Origin of the sequence: Thermostichus lividus PCC 6715 (assembly GCF_002754935.1) — a bacterium.
GTDB lineage: Bacteria > Cyanobacteriota > Cyanobacteriia > Thermosynechococcales > Thermosynechococcaceae > Thermosynechococcus > Thermosynechococcus lividus.
The window spans coordinates 728,869-751,565 of record NZ_CP018092.1 but is presented as its reverse complement, the minus strand read 5'-3'; the positions used below and the strand labels follow the sequence as shown (position 1 = coordinate 751,565).

Genomic DNA, 22,697 nt, shown 5'->3' with positions numbered 1-22,697 from the left:
CTCGCAGCTAGGGTCTAGCACTACCTCCCAAATGCGCCGATGGTCGCGAAAAATTGATCCGTGATGCACACGTAACGTGGTGACTAGGTGGTGGCTAATTTTAACTGGGGCGATCGCCATTGCCCTATAGCCCTATTGTAAACTCTGCAGGCTTCTGTAGGGAGGCGCAGACAACTTTGTACTGTGTTGGTGGCTGTTAAATTGATCGCTCTAGGGTCAGGATGACTCAGTACATCCGGAAGAGAACGCTTTCTTAAGAAATTATTAGAAAATATCTCCTTTTTAAGGGGCTGTTGCATGAAGGGGGGGTGCGAAGGGGAGAGACATGGTAAGTGTCAATGACCACACCAAAACCTGCCAGGGTCTATCGGACTTGGTATGCTAATGTAACATGCTATACGAAATCTGAGATATGCAGCTACTTCTAACTGAGCTACTCAACCTACCTGGAATTGAGGTTGAAGATTATACCGATGTTGCGGGAGAATTGATTCTTATAGTGGAAGCAAAGACAATCGAGGCGATTTGCCCACGTTGCCAACAAAAAAAAGGAGCAAAAACCTCCGAGAGCGGTGCAGTTAACGCTGCTTGAAAAGAGAGGGGTGTACAATGGCTAGCATTGACTGCTTTTCCGCTGTGCTCGATTGTGACAGGTGCGCTTGGTCGATCTATTACTTTTACTTTCAAAGCTCTTGCCCCCCTTTTTTACCCGCTGTCACTGGTCTGTTGGGCATTAATCTTTACAATGGTGTGCTTTTGGCGTGCCCCTCAACAGGCGGCGATCGCCCTCGCCATTGGCTTTTTGATTCTGGTGCTGAGTGGCAATGACTATGTGGCCGCTGCCCTGATGAAATCTCTAGAGCAGCAACATCTGCCCCCGGAACCGATGCCTCAAGCAGCGGCGATCGTGGTGTTAGGGGGAGCTGTTGTGCCCCAAACCACCCCCCGTCCTTGGGTTGAAGTGACCGAAGAGGGCGATCGCATTCTCTATGGTGCGCGTTTACAGCAACAGGGCTATGCTCCCTATCTAATCTTGAGCGGTGGCCGCATTGGCTGGTTAGGGGAAACCTCACAACGGGGAGAAGCCGCCGACATGGCGGAAATTGCCCAGACCTGTGGGGTACCTGCTAGCCAAATTCTGCTCGACTCCACCTCACTGAACACCTATGAGAATGCTGTGAACGTGAAAAAGTTACTAGCGGCGCAGAACATCACCGGCAAACTACTGCTGGTGACCTCGGCCTACCACATGCCCCGCTCCGTCGCAATCTTTCGCAAACTTGGCCTAGAGGTCATTCCGGCACCCACTGACTATCGCTACCCCTCCATTGCCCGCTCATTGACATGGCAGAATCTCTTCTTGAGCCTCATTCCTACTCCCTATAATATGGACATCACTACCATAGCGCTGCGGGAATATCAGGGACTACTGATCTATCGTCTGCGGGGTTGGCTCTAAAGCTCTTTGGCCGCTAGAAACTGCTGAGAGGCCTCCACAAAGGCAGTCGTGGACTCGTAGGGCAGAACATTACGCCCCGGAATGACAACTCCTTCGGCATTGGGAAACGTTTCGGTGTAGAACTTCAGGCGATCTAGGGGTGAATCTGCAACGCCATCGCGACTAATACTGGATGCTTGATTCCCCATGACCACCAAAACAGGCTGGTGTACATGCTTCATCGCACTGCGATAATCTTTGCGCCAAAACCCTGAAAGAAAGGAATACACCGCGTGGCGGCTGTCTAGGTTGGCACAACCCGCTGCCAGCATCCGCAACCACTCAGAATCCACCGCGTCTGGCTGAGCAAACAGCTGATCAATGGAAAATTGGCGCAAGAAGCTTTCTTGGCGAGCATAGAGATAAAACCCCCAGCCCAAGGGAGAGTCAAAAAGATTCCAACGCACCTGTTGCCAGAAGCGATCGGTGTATTCCGTAATGAGTGACGCGGTTGGTGGCCCACTCAAGATCATCCCCCGTATGCGTTCAGGACACTGGCTCACTAGCTCCATGGCCACTGGAAACAGTGCCCCCTGCACCACTAGCACCACCACTTGGTCAATCACTGATTCAATAAAGAATTTTAACTGCGCTGCCCAGTCCTCAGGATAGTAGGCCACATGAGGCATAGCACTCTCGCCACAGCCGAGTAAATCTGGGACATACAAGGGGCGATCGCCCTCTTGCCAGGCGGCAATACACCGATCCCAAAAGCGCCCCGATAACCCCACCCCCACCGGATGAATGAACAGCATCGGTGTTTGAGTTGCAGTGGCGGGGGCAAACCGATAGGCACAGGAGAACCCTTGCCAGTCATAGGTTTTCGTTGGTAGTGGCTGCATCATTGGCCTCTTGCAGGGGAGTTTAAGAAACGTAACTGAGCCAACCATTTGAATGGTGGCAGTGTTACCCAACCTTACAATATGGCCAATTCCTGATAGTTGGTAGTAATTTTAACCAAACTTTTCCCTGTACTTAACCTGATTTCTAAGACAAGGTGATTATTCTGGCGAATGAAGGGTGTGAAAGGTTCAGCCATTGCGAATGCCTTCGCAAACATGTTGCGGCCACACCCAGCCTAGATGCTATATTGCATGTCCGAATCTATCGTTGTTTACTCCGCTAGGGAACATCATCATGTTCACATCTGCAAAAACCTATGCCCGTTTAGGGGTTCTGGCAGCTGTCACTGCTCTCTCGGCCAGCCTCATGCCCCATGCCCTCTCCCAAGGCACGCCTACCGTACGCATTGATGGCTCGAGTACCGTCTTTCCAGTTACAGAAGCTGCTGCCGAAGCGTTCCAAAAAGCCCAAGGGGGTAAGGTACGAGTCACCGTTGGTGTGTCTGGTACAGGTGGTGGTTTCAAGAAGTTCTGCCGTGGTGAAACAGATATTTCCAATGCATCGCGCCCCATCTTGGCGAAAGAAATTGCTGATTGTAAAGCAGCAGGGATTAGCTTTATCGAATTGCCTATTGGCTACGATGCCCTCACTGTTGTTGTTAACCCTCAAAACACATGGGCAACAAACTTAACGGTTGATGAGCTGAAAAAAATCTGGTCTCCCGACTCCAAGATCAATAACTGGAGCCAAGTGCGTCAGGGATTCCCCAACTTTCCTCTGAAGCTGTTTGGTGCTGGGGCTGATTCAGGTACCTTTGACTACTTTACTGAGGCCATCAACGGCAAAGCCAAAGTGAGCCGTAAGGACTATACGGCCAGTGAAGACGATAACGTCTTAGTGCAAGGGGTGTCTCGGGAGCGCGGTGCCCTTGGGTATTTTGGCTATGCTTACTACGCCGAAAACCGTAACCGCCTTAAAGCGGTAGCCATCGACAATGGCAAAGGGCCTGTACTTCCTTCGGAACAAACCGTGCTCAATGGTACCTATCAGCCCCTCTCTCGCCCTATTTTCATTTACGTTAACTCGCGATCTGCGCAACGCCCCGAAGTCAAGCAATTTGTGACCTATTACTTGAATAATGCACCTGCACTAGTGAAGAAAGTGCGGTATGTTCCCCTGCCTACTAGTGCTTACAAAACCATTCTGGCCAACTTTAACAAAAACCGGGTTGGTACTGTCTTTGGTGGGAAAGAGGCGATTGGGCTGACAATTAACCAACTGCTAAAAATGACCCCTCAGTAAATTCTGATTCTTTTTTTCTACAGGGTGGAGGTAAATGCTAGGCCTGCACCCTTTTAACTTTTTTTGGTTGGACGCGCACTGATGGTAGAACAACCCTTCCCCTCTACAAATAAGGTTCCCCTTACCCTGCCCTCCCGCACTATTAGGCTTTGGCGAGAACGGATTATTGCCACCGTGCTGTTTTTAGCAGCCATCTCTTCGGTGATCACCACCCTCGTGATCGTTTACATTTTGTTTGCAGAAACAATGATCTTTTTTGAAAAAGTGATGGAGGAGCACCAAGAGTCCCTTCTTGCAGCATTAGTGGAGTTTTTCACGGGGACTGAATGGTCACCCCTGATTCAGCCCATTAGCATTGGCATTTTGCCGCTGCTCTCGGGCACCTTTACCACTTGCGTGGTGGGCAGTTGCGTCGCTATCCCCTTTGGTACCATTGCCGCCATCTACTTAAGTGAATTTGCCCCTGCTAAAGTAAGGGAGTTCCTCAAGCCGGTTCTGGAAATTCTAGCAGGGGTGCCCACGGTAGTCTATGGCTATTTTGCTCTCCTGTTTGTTACGCCCGTGCTGCAAAAAATCATCCTAGGGGTGCAGCAGTTCTTTGCTCCGGGGAAGGAGTCTTGGGAATACTTTGAGCTACCGGGCTTTAATATGCTGGGAGCCGGTATTGTTGTGGGGCTGATGATTGTTCCTTACATTACTAGCTTGGCGGAGGATGCACTGCGAGCCGTGCCCGTACATCTACGGGAAGGCTCGTACGCGATGGGGGCAACCCGCTTGCAAACTGCCATTAAGGTTCTCATGCCTGCTGCTACCTCCGGGATTGTTGCCGCCTATATTTTGGCCTTGTCGCGGGCGGTGGGCGAAACAATGATTGTTGCCATTGCCGCTGGGTTGCAGCCAAAGCTAACATTTAATCCGTTAGAGGGGGCTGCGACCACAACCGCCTACATTGTGTCGGTGAGTTTAGGCGATTTACCCCACGGCTCCCTAGAATACCAGTCGATTTTTGCTGCTGGAATCATGCTCTTTGTGGCAACCTTGATTTTGAATGTTGCGGGGTACTTTATTAGTCGCCGCTATCGGGAGGTGTACTAGATGCCCAATCATTTTAGCCATCCGGCAGCAATTTTGCGCTCCATCCAAGTCCGTAAGCGCTGGGAAAAGGTGTTTATTGTCGTCGGTGTCTTTTCTCTGTTTATAGCACTGGCAACCCTTGTGCTTTTGGTCTCTGATCTACTGATTCGCGGCTGGCCAATGTTAAATTGGCGGTTTTTTACGTCTCCTCCCAGTAGCGATCCTGAAGAGGCGGGGATTTTAATTGCGTGGGTGGGCAGTCTGCTAGTCATTTTTGTCACTGCGTTGGTGGCGGTTCCCCTTGGCATTGCAGCAGGAATTTACCTTGAGGAGTACGCCCCCAAAAATTGGCTGTTGGACTTTATTGAGATCAACATCACTAATTTAGCAGGCGTTCCTTCAATTATTTACGGCTTGCTGGCGCTAGGCTTTTTTGTCTATATCCTCAACTGGGGGGAAAGTATTCTTACCGCAGGCTTTACGTTGGCATTGCTGATTTTACCGATTGTGATTGTAACGACTCGGGAATCGTTGCGAGCCATTCCCCAGGGCATCCGTGAAGCGGCCTATGCCGTCGGTGCCAGTCGTTGGCAAGTGATTGCGGATCATGTGCTGCCCTATTCGATGGGGGGTATTCTCACTGGCATTATTGTGGGTATTTCCCGGGCAATTGGCGAAACTGCACCGCTCATTACCATTGGTGCATTGACGTTTATTACATTTCTGCCGGACTCACCGCTAACGACTCAGTTTCCCTATATTTCGTTTAACTGGGTATGGGCACCCTTTACGGTGTTACCCATTCAAATGTTCAATTGGGTGTCCCGACCTCAAGATGCATTTCAGATCAATGCCGCAGCGGCAGGGATTGTGCTGTTGGTTCTCACGCTTGGTGTCAATGCTTTGGCAATTTATCTGCGTTATCGTTTTCGGAAAAGTATCAAATGGTAAACCCTAACGATTCTGTTACCTCAACAACAAATCCGCCATTGCAAACTCTTGCTGAAGTGCGGAATTTAAACTTTTACTATGGGAATAAATTGGCACTAAAATCAATCAATTTGCTGGTTTATGAAAAAAAAGTAACGGCCTTGATTGGTCCATCGGGCTGTGGCAAAACTACGCTGCTGCGCTGTTTTAACCGCATGCATGATCTCTATCCCGGTAACCGCTATGAGGGAGATATTCTTTTGGGGCATGAGTCGCCCCGCAATCTCCTCAAAATGGATGCCATTGAAGTGCGGATGCAGATTGGCATGGTTTTTCAAAAGCCAAATCCGTTTCCGAAGTCTATTTATGACAATATTGCCTACGGTTTGCGGGTGCGCGGTATTAACAATCGGGCTGTGTTGGATGAGGTGGTAGAGCGATCGCTGCGGAGTGCGGCATTGTGGGATGAAGTGAAGGATCGTCTCAAGGAATCAGGAACGGCGCTCTCGGGAGGACAGCAGCAGCGTCTGTGTATTGCCCGTGCCCTGGCAACGGATCCGGCCATCATTTTGTTTGATGAGCCAACATCCGCCTTAGACCCCATTGCCACAGTCAGTATTGAGGAGCTGATTACGGAACTTAAACATCAAGTGACGATACTGATTGTCACCCATAATATGCAACAGGCCAGTCGTGTGTCGGAATATACGGCCTTTATGTATTTGGGGGAGATCGTGGAGTACAATCCGACGGCGGTGATCTTCAACAATCCTCAGGAGCAAAAAACCGCAGATTATGTCAGTGGTCGCTTTGGCTAGGCAGCAGCGGCTGTTTGGTCTTAGGCCACCTGAGGATGTGGCCTAAAATGTAACCGCAATCACTGATTCACGGCTAGGCTACGGTTAATTATTTAGATCAGATTATTTTATTATTTTAGGGAGAATTAGCCGTGACGGCTGCTGGTGTTGTTGTGGGTTGCGATCGCCTGCCATCGGCTCAGGAGATTGCCCAAGCCTTGGCGCTGCGTCTTGCTCCCCAAGCCACCAGTGTGCGTGTTGCATACGCTCAAGATGGTTGGAACATTCTCCTTGAAGCAGAGCAGATTCCTGATCAGCGTAGCTGCCTTGATGCTCTCGGGGATTTGCTTACTAGTTCTCTGCTGCAACCCATTGATGTCTATGGGCGGCAACTGGGGGGTAGCCAGCCCGGTTGGGGAGTACGCTTACGTCCAAAGGATGTGCCAGCGCCCGAGCAGGTTGGGCAGAGGAGCGATCGCCCCTACCGCACGGAGCCACTGCTGTTGGCTGCGGGGGTTGCCATTTTATTCAGTGTGGGAGCCGGATTACACTGGCAGTCTCCCAGCGTTTGGCTAGAGGCCGCACCCGCCGCCAGTCCGGCTCAAGTGCGTTCAGTGATTTTGAATGCTGCTGCTACACTTGCGCCAGCCACTCCACCCCTGTTTCGCTATGTACCGCCGGAGTCGTTTCGCGGTCGGGTCTTTAATTCTGTGCCCCTTGCCGCTGGCCAAAAGCTCATTGCCTTAACCTTTGATGATGGGCCTGATCCGATTTATACGACTCAAGTGCTAGATATTCTGGCAAAGGAAAATATCAAAGCCTCCTTTTTTGCGATCGCCAGTGCGGTTGCAGCGTATCCGGAATTGGCACAGCAGATTGTGCAGGAGGGACATACCTTAGCCAATCATTCGTGGTCGCACCGCTATCATAACTACACGCCTAGCGCCGCCATGCGGGAAGTTGACCACACCCAGCAGTACATTGAGCAGGTGACTGGCGTAAATATCAAACTATTTCGGCCGCCGGGGGGGCGCTTAAATAATGGGCTAGCGAGTCGAGCCACCCAGCAGGGGTATGGGGTGGTGATGTGGTCTGTGGATCCACAGGATTGGCTACCGGGCCAAACCAGTGAACAGATTGCTACTAGCGTTATTCGTCAGGCGCATCCGGGGGGAATTGTCTTGCTCCACGATGGCGGGGGCAACCGAGCGGCGACAGTGGCGGCCTTGCCCAAAATGATTCAAGACTTACGCACCAAGGGTTACGAATTCGTCACCCTGCCCGAGTTGCTACAGGCCAGTGACCCCAGTGGGGAGCTACACCACCCCGAATGGTTAACCATTCAGGAAACGGCACAGTTAGAGGTTTTGGTCGCTAAGCTAGAGGCGCGCTGTCAGGCGCTGCGGGCAGAGTTGATCGCCAGCAGCCCGCTGGAACCCGCGCAACGGCATCAGATTGCTGCCGCCCTCAAAGAGCAACAGCAAGCGTTATCGTGGGTGCAACAGCGGCTTGCCTTTGAAATCATTGCGGAAAATCGTTATCAAGCAGCATTCGCTATGGGGCAGCAGGCACTGACTGCGGCGAAGGCACAAGAGTGGGCGGTGGTAACTCACCAATTGCAAGGGGCGATCGCCGAATTAGAGCGTATTTCTGAGCGCTCGTTTGTTTACCCCCTCGCCCAAGTGAAGCAACGCGAGTACAAACGGCTCTTAGATCGCACTCCCAATGTGACATCCTCCCGACGCTGACCCTACGGGTACAGCGCGGGACGTATCGCTCCCCGAACCACTCATTAGTTAAAAACCTAAAATAATAGGCAAGTGTCAATTGTCTGTGGGAAAGGCCAAGTTTGTAGCATAATTGTACCTGTTCGCCTCATGCCCTAGCCAATGAGTGTAAGGGGTGTGGCGGCAGTGCTAAGGCAAGGCTGAAATTCTTAGGGAGTTCCATGGGGCGTACGATTGTCATTACCTCTGGCAAGGGGGGCGTGGGTAAAACCACGACCAGTGCCAACATCGGCATGGCCTTAGCCAAGTTGGGGCGATCGGTGGTACTCATCGATGCTGACTTTGGTTTACGGAACTTAGATTTGCTCCTGGGGCTGGAAAACCGAGTTGTCTATACGGCCATTGATGTGTTGACGGGTCAGTGCCGTCTAGATCAAGCCTTGGTAAGGGATAAGCGTCTGAATAAACTGGCATTACTCCCCGCTGCCCAAAGCCGCAATAAAGATGCCATCACTCCCGATCAAATGCGGCAGTTGGCTACGGCGCTAGCTAAGCACTATGACTATGTGCTAATTGACTGCCCAGCAGGCATTGAAGGTGGCTTTCGCAATGCCATTGCCCCAGCCCAGGAAGCCCTAGTGGTGACCACCCCGGAAATTGCAGCGGTGCGGGATGCGGATCGCGTGATTGGCTTACTGGAAGCCTACCGTATTCGTAAAAGTCATTTGATTTTGAACCGGTTGCGACCTGCGATGGTGGCGGCCAACGATATGATGTCAGTGGAAGATGTGCAAGAGATTCTTTCAATTCCGCTGCTGGGGATTGTCCCCGAAGACGAAAAGGTGATTGTCTCCACCAATAAGGGAGAGCCGCTGGTGCTGGCTGACCCACCATCCTTAGCTGCACAGGCATTTTTGAATATTGCCCGTCGTTTGGAAGGGGAGACCGTTGAATTTTTAGATCTCCATGCTGCTACCGGCGGACTTTTTAAGCGCATTCGCCGTTTCTTTGGGGCAAAGGGATGATTAGTGAACTGCTGGAGCGGCTGTTTACACGCACGCCCCCCAGTCGCACCACGGCCAAGGAGCGGTTAAAGCTAGTGCTGGCTCATGATCGCACTGCCTTGACCCCTGACATTTTAGAAAATTTGCGTCGCGATATTCTGGAGGTGGTCTCCCGCTATGTGGAGTTAGAAACCGATGGGTTAGAGGTTTCGCTGGAATCGGATCAACGCACAACGGCTCTAATTGCAAACCTACCCATTAAGCGCCTTAAGGTGGCCGAACCAGAACCACTTCAGGACATTGATCAGACACCGCATTCTCAGGAGGCGGATTCCAATTGAGTGCATTAACAGTCGGTTTAGGGGCGATCGCCACCGTCGCGATCGCACTACAGGCACCATGGGTAGCAATTTTATTGGCGCGGTTATGGGCTGGGTTAAAACGACCTCAACCCTTACAACCTCAGCCGTCTTGTTTAGCCAATCTGGGGACAGTAACCATTGTCGTGCCCACTCTCAATGAGGCTCAGCGCTTACAACCGTGCTTGGAGGGGTTGATGCGCCAAGGCTACGAGGTTCGCGAAATCCTGATTGTGGATAGTCACTCCCGCGATGGCACGGCCGATATGGTGCGAGCAGCACAGCAGCGAGATCCGCGCCTGCGCCTAGAGTTTGATCCGCCGCTTCCGAAGGGATGGGTGGGGCGGCCTTGGGCATTGCACACCGGCTTTTGTCGCGCTCATCCTCAGAGCCAGTGGATTTTGGGGATTGATGCCGATACGCAACCTCAGCCCGGTTTAGTGGCCAGTCTGTTGCACACAGCAGCAGCGGATGGCTTGGATGTGGTCTCTCTCTCGCCGCAGTTTATCCTCAAGTCGGCGGGAGAATGGTGGCTGCAACCGGCGCTACTGATAACGCTCATCTACCGCTTTGGGGCAGCGCGGGTGGTAGAGTCCCAGCCGGAGCGCATTCTTGCCAATGGCCAGTGTTTGCTGATTCGCCGGTCTCTTCTCGAGCAACTGCAAGGCTACAGTGCGGCACGTTCCTCGTTTTGCGATGATGTGACCTTGGTGCGCACTGCGGCGGCACGGGGGGCGCGGGTTGGCTTTCGAGATGGTTCACGGCTGCTCAAGGTGCGGATGTACGAGGGGATGGCGGAAACTTGGCGGGAGTGGGGGCGATCGCTGGATTTGAAGGATGCAACTCCCGTAGCCCAAGTATGGGGGGATGTCTATTTTCTCTGGGCGGTACAAGGATTGCCGTTGCCCCTATTCTTGCTGACCCTTGCGGGGTTAACAGCGGCTCCCCCTCTGTTGCCTCTGCAACTGGCCATGCTCTTGAACGGGGGGCTGCTGCTGATTCGCATGGCGATGATGGTGGCGATCGCGCCGGTGTATGATTGGCACCACAGACAAGGATCCGCGTTCTTTTGGCTGTCGCCTTTTGCTGATTTCCTTGCGGTTTGGCGCATTAGCCTCTCCTCTGGGCAGCGCCCCAAACAGTGGCGAGGCCGCCAGTACAGCGCTGTGTAACAGGTTGTAATCTCCCTAATTCCGATCAAGAAGTAGGATATACTAGCCACTAGGCAACACTGCTCTTGATTGTGTCGTGCGAGTCCAACTTTCCTGTGGAACTGTCTGCCAAAAGTGAGTATGCACTCCTTGCCTTACTAGAAATGTCGGCGGCTTACGATCAAGGAGAGCCATTACAAATCCGCCAAATTGCTGCCCTGCACATGATTCCCGATCGCTATCTTGAACAACTGATGGCCACCCTACGGCGTAAAGGATTAGTTCGTAGCCAACGCGGGGCAAGGGGGGGCTATTTACTGGCTAAACCGCCATGGCAAATCTCAATTTTAGAGGTACTCAACTGTATTGAGGGGATTGATTCTAAACTGGCGGAAAAGCGTCCAGACAAGGATGATCTTGCCCGTAACCTCATCCGTTCGGTGTGGCTAGAGGCCTGCAATGCTGCCAATGCCATTCTGGCAACGCACACCCTCCAAGACCTGTGCGATCGCCGCCGTGCCTATCAACACGTTGATGTCATGTACTACATCTAAGTCTAGGAGCACTTAAGGATGAACATTGCCCCCAATATTACTGCATTGATTGGCCGCACTCCTTTAGTGCGCTTAAATCGGATTCCTGCGGCGGAAGGTTGTGTGGCACAGATTGTGGTCAAACTGGAAAGCATGAACCCTGCAGCTTCCGTGAAGGATCGCATTGGCTTGAGTATGATTGCCGAGGCAGAGGCAGCGGGGTTAATTACTGCCGGTAAAACCGTTTTAGTGGAGCCAACCTCTGGCAATACTGGAATTGCCTTGGCCATGGTGGCTGCCGCCAAGGGCTATCGCTTAATTTTAACCATACCGGAAACCATGAGTGCTGAGCGCCGTGCAATGCTACGAGCCTACGGTGCAGAGCTAGATCTCACCCCCGGTACAGAAGGGATGAGTGGCGCGATTCGCCGTGCCGAGGAAATTGTGGCCTCCCTTGAGGATGCCTTTATGCTGCAGCAATTCAAAAATCCTGCCAATCCCAAAATTCACCGCGAAACGACTGCCTTAGAAATTTGGGAAGACACTGACGGGCAGGTCGATATTCTCATTAGTGGGGTAGGGACAGGGGGTACGATTACCGGGGTTGCGGAGGTGATTAAGGCAAAGAAGCCGAGTTTTCAGGCGATCGCCGTTGAACCCAGCAATAGTCCGGTACTCTCAGGCGGTAAACCTGGCCCCCATAAAATTCAAGGCATTGGTGCCGGCTTTATTCCCCCTGTCCTCAAACTTGAGCTTATTGATGAGGTCATCACCGTCTCTGATGATCAGGCCATTCATTTTGGTCGTCGCCTTGCCCGCGAAGAGGGGCTGCTCTCAGGAATTTCTAGCGGTGCGGCGTTGTGTGCAGCCATCCACGTGGGCAAACGCCCAGAAAACGAGGGCAAGCTGATTGTGATGGTGCAACCCAGCTTTGGGGAGCGCTACCTGACCACACCGCTGTTCCAAGAAGCCTTGCCACTCACGCCGAGCTATTTGCAGAATTAGGCCAAATTTAGTCCAGCGTTTTTGCTGAGTACCTAAAAAGCCTCTTGGGATGAGCGTTTGAAAATTTTGCTCTATTGCGTGCCCAGCAAACATTCTCGCGACTCATCTCCAGCGCTAGGGGTAGGCAGTCATATTCAGCCGGGACGTGGTTCCTGCTTGGGGGCACGTGACGTAGGGGCTAGGTCTGCCGCCAATTCGCCACACCGAAATATAGCGATTATTGCGGACAAACTGGATACTAACCTCACCGATACAGCCAAAATTACCCCCCTCATCGCGATCGCTAAACCATCCCCTCACCAAACTGTTGCTCACATTGGTTACAGTAATGACACCGTTATGGCGACGGCCATTAACCTGTGTGGTGTACTCAATCACATCCCCAGGGACGTGGGAAAATTGGTAGCCATAGATCCGGGTTAGGCCACTATCTGAAACTAGGGTCTCGGCAGCCGCAGGTAACGCAGCAGCCATGGTTAGCAGTAACCCTCCGAAAACACTCCATCGGTATTGCATAGGCATAACTCCTCCATCAACCACGATTGATGAATCTTGACGAATCTGGAGATCCTTGAATTCCTTATTTTCTATTGTCGATTTTTAGATTGAGTGTGTGCCTGAAACGTGAAGGAATTGGCTGAAAAATTTTGGATTTCTTATCCATATGAGTGCTCAGACTGAGGTTGGCTCCTCAGCCACAGGGCGTTCAAATACCTGCTTAGCCACTTGGGCGCATTGATAGACGTAGGCCGCATCAATAGCACCCCCCACCAACCCACTCACCACAGGGACAACAGTGGTCACGCTGAAGACTCCTTTTTGAGCGCCCACTGTGAACAGGCGGTAGCCTAAGTGCTGATTGATCTGCCGTAATAGGTGTGTTGGTAGTTGATTGAGCAAATGGACACTCACACGCTCCGAAACCTCTAAACCAGCTTTTTTTAGCATCTGGGTGGCGCTCCCCCCCAATAAAGTCAGCAAAATGAGCGATCGCACCGCTGCGCTGTTGACATCGTATCCCTGCACTATGGCGATCGCCGCCGCTGTATTGGCCCCCAGCAAATAGGTTGCCGCCAAACTGGTACTGATGCCCACTATGCTCAGAAGTCCCATTGGTAAGGCCGCCAACATCCCTAAACCAGCAGCATGGCCGGTTCGCCACCAAATAATTGTTTCAATGGCTTGGGCGCGATCGCCCGTTGCTTCCCTCAGTGCCTCTGCGGCGACCTGTTCCGCCGCTGGCAAGCCCCCTGCCCCCGCCACCGCCTGTGCCAGCAACCAATCCAAAAACAGCGTCCACCATTGCTCTGGATTCAGCAAGTTTGCAGGATTCACCCATTCACCTCGACAATGATCCCGTTGAGAAATTCTGGTAGCTGTGAACTACCGCTATTGAATCAACGATGACAATAGCAGCTTCCTACCCAACACAAATGAGTTGGTTTTCGTCAACTGTCCTACGCGATAGCTTGTGCAGAAAATCTGCCCAACAACGCGCAATCTTGCGGTCATATGCTAAAGCGATTTGTCCATTCTAAGCCCCTGAGAGAACAAGCACTTATTCTTACATAAGATAAATAGACTTATAAATAGACTAAAAATAAGTCTTAAAATCCAATATAAGATATTCTTCTCACGGAGTGGTTGTAGGTTAAAAGCTAAACCTATTAGGAAGAAGAGGCGCAACACAGGGATACGCCTAGCAGAACAATTATGGCCTGCTCCCTGAAGGGTAGAAATGCCTAGGGAGCCGTTAGTGCCATAGAGAACAACTGCGATAAAATAAGGGCTGACCTGGTTTGTAGGACATCAGCCAATGGATATTATTAGCTTGGGTTGGATAGGCATTCTCAGCGTTTTTACCCTCTCCATTGCCTTTGTGGTTTGGGGTCGCCACGGCATGTAGCCCATCAGAGTCCGGGAGTATGGATCTTTCAGTCTCTCTAGCAGATGTTTTTGTTCTGATTGCGTTGCTCTTGCTCATCGTCGTCAGTGGCGGTATTGGCTATCTCACCTATGCTGAATGGCGCGATCGCCGCCGCTACCGCGCAGAGCAGCAGGAACAACGGCGGGGGCGCAAGCGCTAATGGTCGCTCCCTTACAGGTGTTGGGCGATCGCCTTCTAAGTGCCCTCCAAAAGGTTGTGGATCTGCCCCACTACCCACAGCCCCTAGTGGTACCCGCCACTCAAGCCAAGTTTGGGGACTATCAATCAAATGTGTGCCTCACCTTAGCCAAACAGGTAGGACAGTCCCCCCGAGACCTTGCGGCGGCAGTTGTGGCGGCTCTAGACATTAATGATCTGTGTGAACCCGTTGAAATTGCAGGCGCTGGTTTTCTTAACTTTCGCCTCAAGCCTGAATTTTTAGCCCAAGCGCTCCAAGCTGCCTTGGGGAGCGATCGCCTTGGCATTGCCCGAACTCAGCACCCCCGCCGGGTCGTGGTGGATTTTTCCAGCCCCAACATTGCCAAAGAAATGCACGTTGGGCATTTACGCTCAACCATCATTGGGGATTGTATTGCGCGTATCCTTGAGTTTCAGGGGCACGATGTTCTGCGGCTGAACCACGTTGGTGACTGGGGCACTCAATTTGGGATGCTCATTGCCTACCTAGATGAGGTGTATCCCGATGCCCTGACCAAGGCCGATGCCTTGGATTTAGGAGACTTAGTCACCTTCTATAAACAGGCCAAGCAGCGCTTTGACACCGATCCTGAATTTCAGCAAAACGCCCGGCAGCAGGTCGTTGCCCTCCAACAAGGAGACGAACACAGTCGCCGCGCTTGGCAACTCCTGTGCAATCAATCGCGACGGGAATTTCAGAAAATCTATGACCTCCTCGATATTGACATTACAGAGCGAGGGGAGTCCTTTTACAATCCCTACTTGCCTGCTGTTATTGAAGACTTAGCCGCCCAAGGACTCTTAGTCGAAGACCAAGGGGCAAAAGTCGTCTTCCTCGAAGGCTTTACCAACAAAGAAGGGCAGCCCCAGCCGCTAATTATTCAAAAATCCGATGGCGGCTACAACTATGCCACCACCGACCTTGCTGCCCTACGTTACCGCATTCAGCAGGATCAAGCAGACTGGCTTATTTACGTTACCGATGTTGGCCAAAGCAACCATTTTGCGCAGTTCTTTCAGGTGGCTGAGCGGGCAGGTTGGGTTCCCCCTAACGTTACCCTAACCCATGTTCCCTTTGGGCTTGTGCTAGGCGAAGATGGTAAACGCCTCAAGACCCGCTCCGGAGAGACCATTCGCCTGATTGATTTACTCACAGAGGCGATCGCCCGCAGTCGCAGCGACCTAGAGCAACGCCTTGCCACAGAAGAGCGTCAAGAGTCCCCAGAGTTCATTAACACCGTCGCTAAGGTTATTGGCATTGGTGCAGTCAAATACGCAGACCTGAGCCAAAACCGCAATAGCAACTATGTGTTTAGCTACGATAAGATGCTGTCGCTGCAAGGGAATACTGCCCCCTATCTAATCTATGCCTACGTCCGGGTTCAAGGGCTAACTCGGCGCGGCAACATTGACTGGGGTCTGCTCTCTGAGAATGTCCCAATCCATATTGAAGAGGATAGTGAACAGGCACTGGCAAAAACACTTGGTGCAATTCGAGGAAACCCTAGATCTGGTTATGGCAGAATTATTGCCCAATCGATTGTGTCAATATTTATTTGAACTGAGCCAGCGTTTTAACCAGTTCTACGATCGCTGTCCTATTTTGACGGCTCCTGAACCCCTCAAGCAGTCCCGCCTTGCCCTCGCCTATCTAACCGCAAGTACCCTCAAGCTAGGCCTCTCGTTGTTGGGTATTCGTGTCTTAGATCGAATTTAGCCCGATGTTACAAGGGTCGGTTTACTTGAGTAGAGTTTGTTGGCAACTTTGGCACAGCCCAAAGAATTCAAGGGTATGGTAAAAAATCTCAAAGTTGTGCGATTGGCGCAGTTCGGCTTCAAGGTGCTGAACCGGACAACTATCAATCGTTACCGATACGCCACAGTGCAGACAAGTAAGATAGTGTTGATCCTGCTGTACTAAGTTATAAACTAACTCTCCCGTAGCTAAGGGGCGCGCTTGCACCACACCATTGACCTTTAAGGCATCTAGAGTACGATAAACCGTTGCTAGCCCAAGGGGAGTTTGTCGTTGGCGGAGTTCAAGATAAAGTTCCTGAGCCGAGAGCGATCGCCCACTGGCTTTGAGTGCTTCAAGGACAATAGATTGACTACGAGTACGGCGCGGCGGCATAACATTGATGAAACCTCACCTTCGATTGTAGGGGAAAGTGACATCCCCACTAGGGGGATTGGCCACTCCTGTAGCGTAGGCACCCTCTTGCCTACCCCAGACCTAACGGTATCAGCACCTACCTCACTGCAGGGCTACTAAAAGCTCCCTGCTTTAGCTGGGAGTAGTTTACGTCTCATATCTTGAGCTGCGGGAGCGCACCAGCAATAGGCTACTTGGAGGCTTCCTTAACAGCGCGGCGAAACCCTAGGGCAACTAAGATATTTGCAACGGTCAAGAAAGCCTCTGCTCCCCCGTGTAGGGTGTCCACATTGGCCAAGGAGGTGCCGTAGGCGTGCTGGGCATAGAGGCCTGCGGGAATGGTGACTGCCACAAACACCAAGGTGCTATAAAAGCCAATTAAGGCCAAGCGGGGGGTTCTGGGGTTACGGGTGAGGAAAAACAAAAACCCCAGATAGGGCAACAACGAGAGAGCAAAGAAGCTATTGGTCAGCATTAGCGCCGTGCCAGTTTTTTACTCATCTTCCGCAGGCGAATCGATTGGGGGGTGACCTCCACCAGTTCGTCGGCACCAATGTACTCAAGGGCACGCTCAAGGCTCATGTCCACCGGAGATTGCAGTTGTACCAGTTCATCGCCGGTGGAGGAACGGAAGTTGGTGAGTTGTTTGGCTTTACAGACGTTAATTTCTAGGTCTTGGGGGCGGTTGTGCTCACCTACAATCATCCCTTTGTACACTTTGGTACCTGGGGTAATGAAAAAGACCCCGCGATCTTCTGCATTTTTGAGGGCATAGAAGGTAGCGGTGCCTTCTTCAAAGGCAATTAAGACCCCATTGCGGCGGGCGCTAATCTCACCAGCAAGAGGGCGGTAGTCTAAAAAGCTATGGTTCATGATCCCTTCGCCACGGGTGAGGCGCATGAATTCACCGCGGAAGCCCACTAGCCCGCGGGCTGGAATGATAAATTCCAGTTGAGTGCGGCCATTGCCCCCCACTTGCATATCCTGCATTTCACCCCGCCGTTGGCCAAGCCGCTCAATACAACCGCCGACGGCTTCGTCAGGGACATCCAGCACAAGACATTCGTAGGGTTCGCAGGGCTGACCGTTCACTTCCCGGTAGATCACTTGGGGTTGGGAGACTTGGAACTCGTAGCCTTCGCGGCGCATGGTTTCAATTAAAATACCTAGGTGCAATTCGCCGCGACCAGAGACGGCAAAGCGGTCTGGAGAGTCGGTCTCTTCGACCCGTAGTGCCACGTTGGTTTCTAGTTCCCGATAGAGGCGATCGCGCAGTTGGCGGGAGGTAACAAAGGTGCCTTCCTGACCGGCAAAGGGGGAGTCATTAACCGCAAAGGTCATTTGTAGGGTCGGTTCATCGACTTTGATGAGGGGCAATGCCTGCGGCTCGTTGGGGCAGGTAATTGTTTCGCCAATATTGGCATCACTAAAGCCGGCGATCGCCACGATGTTGCCCGCACTGGCGGAGGTCAATTCCACTCGCTTTAAGCCCTCAAACCCGAGGAGCTTGGTGACTTTGGCCTTGACAATTTGACCATTATCCTTAACCAAGGCAGCCTGCTGCCCCACCTGTACCGTGCCGTTATGGATTTTGCCAATGACAATTCGCCCTAAGTACTCAGAGTAGTCAAGGGTGGTGACCTGAAGTTGTAGGGGGGCATCGGGATTTCCCACTGGGGGTGGAATATGGCGGACGATTGCCTCGAAAAGGGGCTGCATATCGTTGCCGTCCTCGTCGAGATCAGTTTTGGCGTAGCCCGCGAGCCCCGATGCAAAGAGGTAGGGAAACTCGCACTGATCGTCGTCGGCACCCAGTTCAATAAATAAATCCAGTACTTTATCGATGGCTTTGTAGGGTTCGGCTTGGGGGCGATCGATTTTGTTGACCACCACAATAGGGCGCAACCCCTTTTCCAAGGCTTTTTTGAGCACAAAGCGGGTTTGGGGCATCGGCCCTTCATTGGCATCCACAATCAGCAGACAGCCTTCCACCATCCCCAGTACCCGCTCCACTTCACCGCCAAAGTCGGCGTGCCCGGGAGTATCGACGATATTGATGGTTAACTCCTTGTAGCGCACAGCGGTATTTTTCGCCAAAATGGTGATACCGCGTTCCCGCTCAAGATCGTTGGAATCCATGACGCAATCGGGAATATCCTCGCCCTCACGAAACGTACCGGACTGCCGTAGGAGGGCATCGACCAAGGTGGTTTTGCCATGGTCAACGTGGGCAATAATGGCAACATTGCGAATGGGCAGACTCATAGACTATTCCCGCAGATTTTGTAATACAACGTCGAGGAGTGTGACAAACCGTTACAATCTTAGCTCAATCTGGTAATAGGCAGCGGGATACCTAATTGGTGGAGGGGCAAAGCAAACCCCGTGGTCACCAGATAGACCTCCGTCATCAGCGGGCGCAACTGCTGGCACAACTCACCGAGGCGGTCTCGAAAGTGGCGACCGCTGGCATAGGGGGGCACAACGCCCCAACCGGTTTCCTCAGCCACAAGAATTAAGGTGGCTTGGCAGGCAGCAACCGCCGCCAATAAGTGTTGCACCGTGGCTTGCCATTGGGTCTCCTGTTGCTCCAGTGTATTGGCCACCCATGTGCCCAGAGAATCCACTAGACCACAGTGATCAGGGGGGAGTTGCTGCACACTATTGACCAAGGTCACCGGGCATTCCCAAAGCTGCCAGTGGGGAGGGCGACGGGCTTGGTGTTGGGCAATCCGTGCGCACCATTCTGGATCGCCACTGGCGGCGATCGCCGTTGCAATATAAATCACAGGGGCACCAGACTCCGCCGCAAGGAACTCTGCCCATGCACTTTTACCGGAGCGGCTTGGTCCACTGACAAGGATATGGCCGGCCATGGTTACCGCAGCCGCCGTGGATCTAAGCGCTCCCCCAAGCCTTCCCCAAGCAGCGATAGCCCCACCACAAGGGTGGTCATGGCTAGCCCTGGAAAGAGGGTCGTCCACCAAACTCCCACCGACAGGCCATCCAAGGCTTGGCGCAGATCCTGTCCCCACTCTGGCACCTCCGGCGGCAACCCTAAGCCTAAAAACCCTAATCCAGCTAGGGTTAAGATCGCATCTGCGGCATTCAGGGTAAAAAGCACCGGAATACTTGGCAAGACATTGATCAACAAGTACCGTCGCAAAATTCGTGGTGTAGAGGCTCCCATCGCGCGCGCTGCTTCAATAAACACTTCATTTTTGAGGCTGACGGTGTGGTTACGCACCACCCGATAGTACTGGGGAATATAAGCAACACTCAGAGCAACCGCGGCATTCACCACCCCCTTGCCAACCACAAAGGCAACGGTAACCGCCAATAGCAACCCGGGTAAGGTATAGACTGTATCCATGAAAAAGAGCAAGGCGCGATCCAACCAACCGCCGCAATAGCCACTGAGCAATCCGAGGGGCACACCAAGGATCAGACTAAAGAGTGTGGCTACCACCACGACCTGTAAGGCGGCTTGAGTGCCAAAGAGGGTGCGGGAAAAGACATCATAGCCTTGGCGATTGGTGCCAAACCAGTGCTGCGCGGACGGGGGCGCATGAATCGGAAAGTCCAGAAAGTCTTGGGGGTTGGGGATCCAGCCCAAGGCTTGCCCTAAAGGCGCAGTAAAGGCAACGAACACAAAGATGCCACAAATCAAGCCGCCGATCCACAGTAGTTGATCCGATAGTTGGGTGGGGAACCAAGGGCGGCGTATCGGCACAAGGGTCATGGTACTATCCCAACACACTCGCAAGTAGGGCTTTTTGGGCATGGAGGCGGTTTTCCGCTTGCTCCCACACCCGCGACTGGGGGCCTTCCAAGACACTGGCGGTAATTTCTTCTTCCCGATGAGCCGGAAGACAATGAAGGACGATCGCCTGGGAATCTGCTACCGCTAGTAGCTGATCGTTGATCTGGTAGGGCTGAAAAATGGGTTGGCGAGCGATCGCTTCTGCTTCCTGACCCATACTGGCCCAGACATCGGTATAAAGCGCATGGGCACCCTTAGCTGCACTGTAGGGATCTGTGGTAACGGTGACTTCCGTTGCACCGCGACTCAATGAGCGCGCCTGCTCAACAATGTCTGGGAGTGGCTGAAATTCAGCAGGGGAAGCAACCCGTACATTCACCCCCATCAACGCACAACCTAGCAACAGCGAATGTGCCACATTATTGCCATCACCAATGTAGCAGAGGGTTAAGCCCCCTAAGCCGCCAAAGGATTCCTGTAGGGTGAGTAGATCCGCCAACACTTGGCACGGATGCTCCCGATCAGTAAGGGCATTAATGACAGGGATGCGGGCATAGTCAGCAAACAATTGTAATTCAGCTTGACCGTAGGTGCGAATGGCCAAGGCATCGAGGTAGCGATCCAACACCCGCGCCGTGTCAGCGAGCGGCTCACCGCGCCCGACTTGGGTAGATTGGGGGTTAAGATCAATCACTTGCCCTCCCAGTTGGTACATCGCCACCGTAAAGCTAACGCGCGTCCGCGTTGAGGCCTTTTGAAACAGTAACCCCAACACTGCCGGACAATGCGGGGCAACCTCACCAATCTTCATCTGTGCCGCCAACGCTAGCACATACTGCGCTTCCTCTTGGGACAGGTCAGCAATGCTGAGTAGGTCTCGCCCCCGCAATGATTCCATAGCTGTTTCCACCAGTTAAGATAGTCAAGTAGCTTGTAGCTTAGCGGATTCCCCACCGTTTTCGTCCAGTTCTTTGCGATCCAGAATTTACCAAACTTTACGGGAAGACCCCATACACAGTGCAACGGAGTATGGGGATGAGAGCAACGCCAATTTGTTGACAAACGCCCCATCAATTATAGATCTGTTGCGCCAGCGTGACTTTAAGGCTCCATACTTTTGGGGGTGTTGCTGAATGCGGCTATGAATTCCCTCATCCCCAACCCGTCTCCTTGGGGAAAAGGGAGCTAAGAGTCCTATTCCCTCTCCGTTGGGAGAGGGCTAGGGTGAGGGCGGCAAAAGACTCACATCGGGTAGGGCTGGAAGCCCCGTACTTCAGTGCGGGGAGGAAAGCTCCTTTAGCAACTTCAGTTGTTTTAGGTTATAATTATACTGCGGACACCAGAAACGGTTGTTTAAGGCACTGGTAACGGTCGATTGGGGGTGTTGTAAACCACCCCAGAGGCTCGTGGTTGGCTTGCTAACTGCAGGGCTACTAAAAACTCCCTGCTTTAGCTGGGAGTAGTTTACACCCGAAAGTCATACTTAATACTCAGCAACGCGCTTTTGGTCAGGCTTTACTCTCATTGGCGCACCTTGGTAACAACTTCGGTAAACCCTTAGAAAAAAACACGGTGCTGTAAACAGGGCATCTGTTGCCGCACTTGCTCTAAACGGCTCGGTTCAATGGCTGCAACGGCCACTCCCGGGCGATCGCCAGCATCCGCTAGAATCGTGCCCCATGGATCCACAATGAGCGCATGGCCATGGGTTTGCCGCCGCGCATAGTGAATTCCGGTTTGTGCTGGTGCAATGACATAGCAGGTGTTCTCAATGGCTCGTGCCTGTAACAGTACCTGCCAGTGATCCTTCCCCGTAAACGCTGTAAATGCTGCTGGGACAAAGAGAATGGTTGCCCCTGCTTGAGACAAGGCGCGATACAACTCTGGAAACCGCACGTCATAGCAAACCGATAGGCCGATATTGCCCAGTTCTTTGCTGGGATAGACGGGAGGTAACTGATGTCCTGCTAGAACAGTGCCCGACTCATGGTAGATATTGCCATCCGGTAAATCAACATCAAACAGGTGAACTTTGTGGTAACGCGCTAACTCCTCACCATTGCGACCCACTAACACCGCTGTGTTATACACTTTGCCATTGTCGGCAGGCACCGGAAAGCCACCACCCAACAGCATAATTTGAAAGCGTTGTGCCATACGCTTGAGAAACGCTTCGCTGCGCTCGGCAATAGTAGCCGCTTGGGCCACTTTTTCAGCATCATCGCCAAGAAAAGAGAAATTTTCTGGTAAGCCCACAAGTTCTGCACCGCGCCGTACCGCAAGCTCAATCAGCTCTTCTGCCTGAGCGAGGTTCGCGCTTAGATTGGGCTGGCTGGTCATTTGAATGGCGGCAGCAAGATACGGCTTCATTCCCTAATTATTAAAAAAATAGTAGCCTCTCATTGTATAGGCTGAAACAAGCCCAGAGCAAGCC

The 22,697-nt window shown here is 52.4% G+C and carries 24 protein-coding genes and 1 pseudogene; 15 read left to right on the top strand and 10 right to left on the bottom strand.

The window, feature by feature from the left end; genetic code table 11:
* The first annotated feature begins 412 nt into the window (after positions 1–412).
* A complete protein-coding gene (locus BRW62_RS03805) occupies positions 413–592 on the top strand; it encodes a hypothetical protein (RefSeq protein WP_099798345.1) in 180 nt (59 codons plus the stop codon).
* A gap of 153 nt (positions 593–745) precedes the next feature.
* Complete coding sequence (locus tag BRW62_RS03800) at positions 746–1,459, top strand: YdcF family protein (RefSeq protein ID WP_099798344.1); 714 nt, start codon at positions 746–748, stop codon at positions 1,457–1,459.
* Here the strand turns inward: BRW62_RS03800 and BRW62_RS03795 are convergent.
* Entirely contained in the window at positions 1,456–2,343 is an 888-nt protein-coding gene (locus BRW62_RS03795) for an alpha/beta fold hydrolase (protein WP_099798343.1), read from the bottom strand. The genes BRW62_RS03800 and BRW62_RS03795 overlap by 4 nt on opposite strands.
* 292 nt (positions 2,344–2,635) lie before the next feature.
* Between BRW62_RS03795 and BRW62_RS03790 the strand changes: the two genes are divergently transcribed.
* The 10 genes from BRW62_RS03790 (at position 2,636) to cysK (ending at position 12,223) form a co-directional block, all read left to right on the top strand.
* Entirely contained in the window at positions 2,636–3,643 is a 1,008-nt protein-coding gene (locus BRW62_RS03790) for a PstS family phosphate ABC transporter substrate-binding protein (protein ID WP_157768325.1), read from the top strand.
* An 81-nt stretch (positions 3,644–3,724) separates the two neighbouring features.
* Positions 3,725–4,738 (top strand): phosphate ABC transporter permease subunit PstC, encoded by a 1,014-nt coding sequence (pstC, locus tag BRW62_RS03785; protein ID WP_099798341.1) that lies wholly within the window; start codon positions 3,725–3,727, stop codon positions 4,736–4,738.
* Complete coding sequence (gene pstA, locus BRW62_RS03780; protein WP_099798340.1) at positions 4,739–5,668, top strand: phosphate ABC transporter permease PstA; 930 nt, start codon at positions 4,739–4,741, stop codon at positions 5,666–5,668. It begins immediately after the preceding gene.
* Complete coding sequence (gene pstB, locus BRW62_RS03775; RefSeq protein WP_099798339.1) at positions 5,662–6,465, top strand: phosphate ABC transporter ATP-binding protein PstB; 804 nt, start codon at positions 5,662–5,664, stop codon at positions 6,463–6,465. Before pstA ends, pstB begins: the two co-directional genes overlap by 7 nt.
* Positions 6,466–6,596: 131 nt before the next feature.
* On the top strand, positions 6,597–8,192 hold the full coding sequence (locus tag BRW62_RS03770; protein ID WP_099798338.1) for a polysaccharide deacetylase family protein: 1,596 nt from the start codon (positions 6,597–6,599) through the stop codon (positions 8,190–8,192).
* A gap of 200 nt (positions 8,193–8,392) precedes the next feature.
* Positions 8,393–9,196, top strand: a complete 804-nt coding sequence (minD, locus tag BRW62_RS03765) for a septum site-determining protein MinD (RefSeq protein ID WP_099798337.1) — start codon at positions 8,393–8,395, stop codon at positions 9,194–9,196.
* Entirely contained in the window at positions 9,193–9,516 is a 324-nt protein-coding gene (gene minE / locus BRW62_RS03760; protein WP_099798336.1) for a cell division topological specificity factor MinE, read from the top strand. The genes minD and minE overlap by 4 nt, the downstream gene beginning before the upstream one ends.
* Positions 9,513–10,706, top strand: a complete 1,194-nt coding sequence (gene cruG, locus BRW62_RS03755; RefSeq protein WP_198406146.1) for a 2'-O-glycosyltransferase CruG — start codon at positions 9,513–9,515, stop codon at positions 10,704–10,706. The genes minE and cruG overlap by 4 nt, the downstream gene beginning before the upstream one ends.
* A 95-nt stretch (positions 10,707–10,801) precedes the next feature.
* Complete coding sequence (locus BRW62_RS03750; RefSeq protein ID WP_099799816.1) at positions 10,802–11,239, top strand: RrF2 family transcriptional regulator; 438 nt, start codon at positions 10,802–10,804, stop codon at positions 11,237–11,239.
* 18 nt (positions 11,240–11,257) lie between these two features.
* Positions 11,258–12,223 (top strand): cysteine synthase A, encoded by a 966-nt coding sequence (cysK, locus tag BRW62_RS03745; protein ID WP_099798335.1) that lies wholly within the window; start codon positions 11,258–11,260, stop codon positions 12,221–12,223.
* A 114-nt stretch (positions 12,224–12,337) separates the two neighbouring features.
* On the opposite strand, the gene BRW62_RS03740 is transcribed toward cysK, so the two are convergent.
* On the bottom strand, positions 12,338–12,739 hold the full coding sequence (locus BRW62_RS03740) for a hypothetical protein (RefSeq protein ID WP_099798334.1): 402 nt from the start codon (positions 12,737–12,739) through the stop codon (positions 12,338–12,340).
* 156 nt (positions 12,740–12,895) lie between these two features.
* Entirely contained in the window at positions 12,896–13,558 is a 663-nt protein-coding gene (locus BRW62_RS03735) for a hypothetical protein (protein ID WP_099798333.1), read from the bottom strand.
* A gap of 481 nt (positions 13,559–14,039) precedes the next feature.
* Here BRW62_RS03735 and BRW62_RS03730 point away from each other — a divergent pair, with 481 nt between their 5' ends.
* The 3 genes and pseudogenes from BRW62_RS03730 (at position 14,040) to argS (ending at position 16,065) form a co-directional block, all read left to right on the top strand.
* A complete protein-coding gene (locus BRW62_RS03730) occupies positions 14,040–14,129 on the top strand; it encodes a cytochrome b6-f complex subunit PetN (protein ID WP_099798332.1) in 90 nt (29 codons plus the stop codon).
* Between the two features lie 19 nt (positions 14,130–14,148).
* Positions 14,149–14,310 carry a hypothetical protein gene (locus BRW62_RS13270; protein WP_099798331.1) on the top strand — a complete coding sequence of 54 codons (162 nt, stop codon included), beginning with the start codon at positions 14,149–14,151 and terminating at the stop codon, positions 14,308–14,310.
* Positions 14,310–16,065 (top strand): annotated as a pseudogene (gene argS, locus BRW62_RS03720) (arginine--tRNA ligase). Before BRW62_RS13270 ends, argS begins: the two are co-directional and overlap by 1 nt.
* Positions 16,066–16,086: 21 nt before the next feature.
* Here argS and BRW62_RS03715 read toward each other — a convergent pair.
* The 7 genes from BRW62_RS03715 to BRW62_RS03685 form a co-directional block, all read right to left on the bottom strand.
* On the bottom strand, positions 16,087–16,479 hold the full coding sequence (locus BRW62_RS03715; RefSeq protein WP_099798330.1) for a Fur family transcriptional regulator: 393 nt from the start codon (positions 16,477–16,479) through the stop codon (positions 16,087–16,089).
* 211 nt (positions 16,480–16,690) lie between these two features.
* Positions 16,691–16,975, bottom strand: coding sequence for a DUF3593 domain-containing protein (locus BRW62_RS03710; protein ID WP_099798329.1), 285 nt, complete (start codon positions 16,973–16,975; stop codon positions 16,691–16,693).
* Positions 16,975–18,765, bottom strand: a complete 1,791-nt coding sequence (gene typA, locus BRW62_RS03705) for a translational GTPase TypA (RefSeq protein ID WP_099798328.1) — start codon at positions 18,763–18,765, stop codon at positions 16,975–16,977. The genes BRW62_RS03710 and typA overlap by 1 nt, the downstream gene beginning before the upstream one ends.
* Positions 18,766–18,824: 59 nt before the next feature.
* Positions 18,825–19,376 (bottom strand): bifunctional adenosylcobinamide kinase/adenosylcobinamide-phosphate guanylyltransferase, encoded by a 552-nt coding sequence (gene cobU / locus BRW62_RS03700; protein ID WP_099798327.1) that lies wholly within the window; start codon positions 19,374–19,376, stop codon positions 18,825–18,827.
* A gap of 2 nt (positions 19,377–19,378) precedes the next feature.
* Positions 19,379–20,242, bottom strand: a complete 864-nt coding sequence (locus BRW62_RS03695) for an ABC transporter permease (protein WP_198406145.1) — start codon at positions 20,240–20,242, stop codon at positions 19,379–19,381.
* A 4-nt stretch (positions 20,243–20,246) separates the two neighbouring features.
* Positions 20,247–21,161 (bottom strand): ornithine carbamoyltransferase, encoded by a 915-nt coding sequence (gene argF, locus BRW62_RS03690; RefSeq protein ID WP_099798325.1) that lies wholly within the window; start codon positions 21,159–21,161, stop codon positions 20,247–20,249.
* Between the two features lie 659 nt (positions 21,162–21,820).
* Positions 21,821–22,633 (bottom strand): carbon-nitrogen hydrolase family protein, encoded by an 813-nt coding sequence (locus BRW62_RS03685; protein WP_099798324.1) that lies wholly within the window; start codon positions 22,631–22,633, stop codon positions 21,821–21,823.
* Positions 22,634–22,697 lie beyond the last annotated feature (64 nt).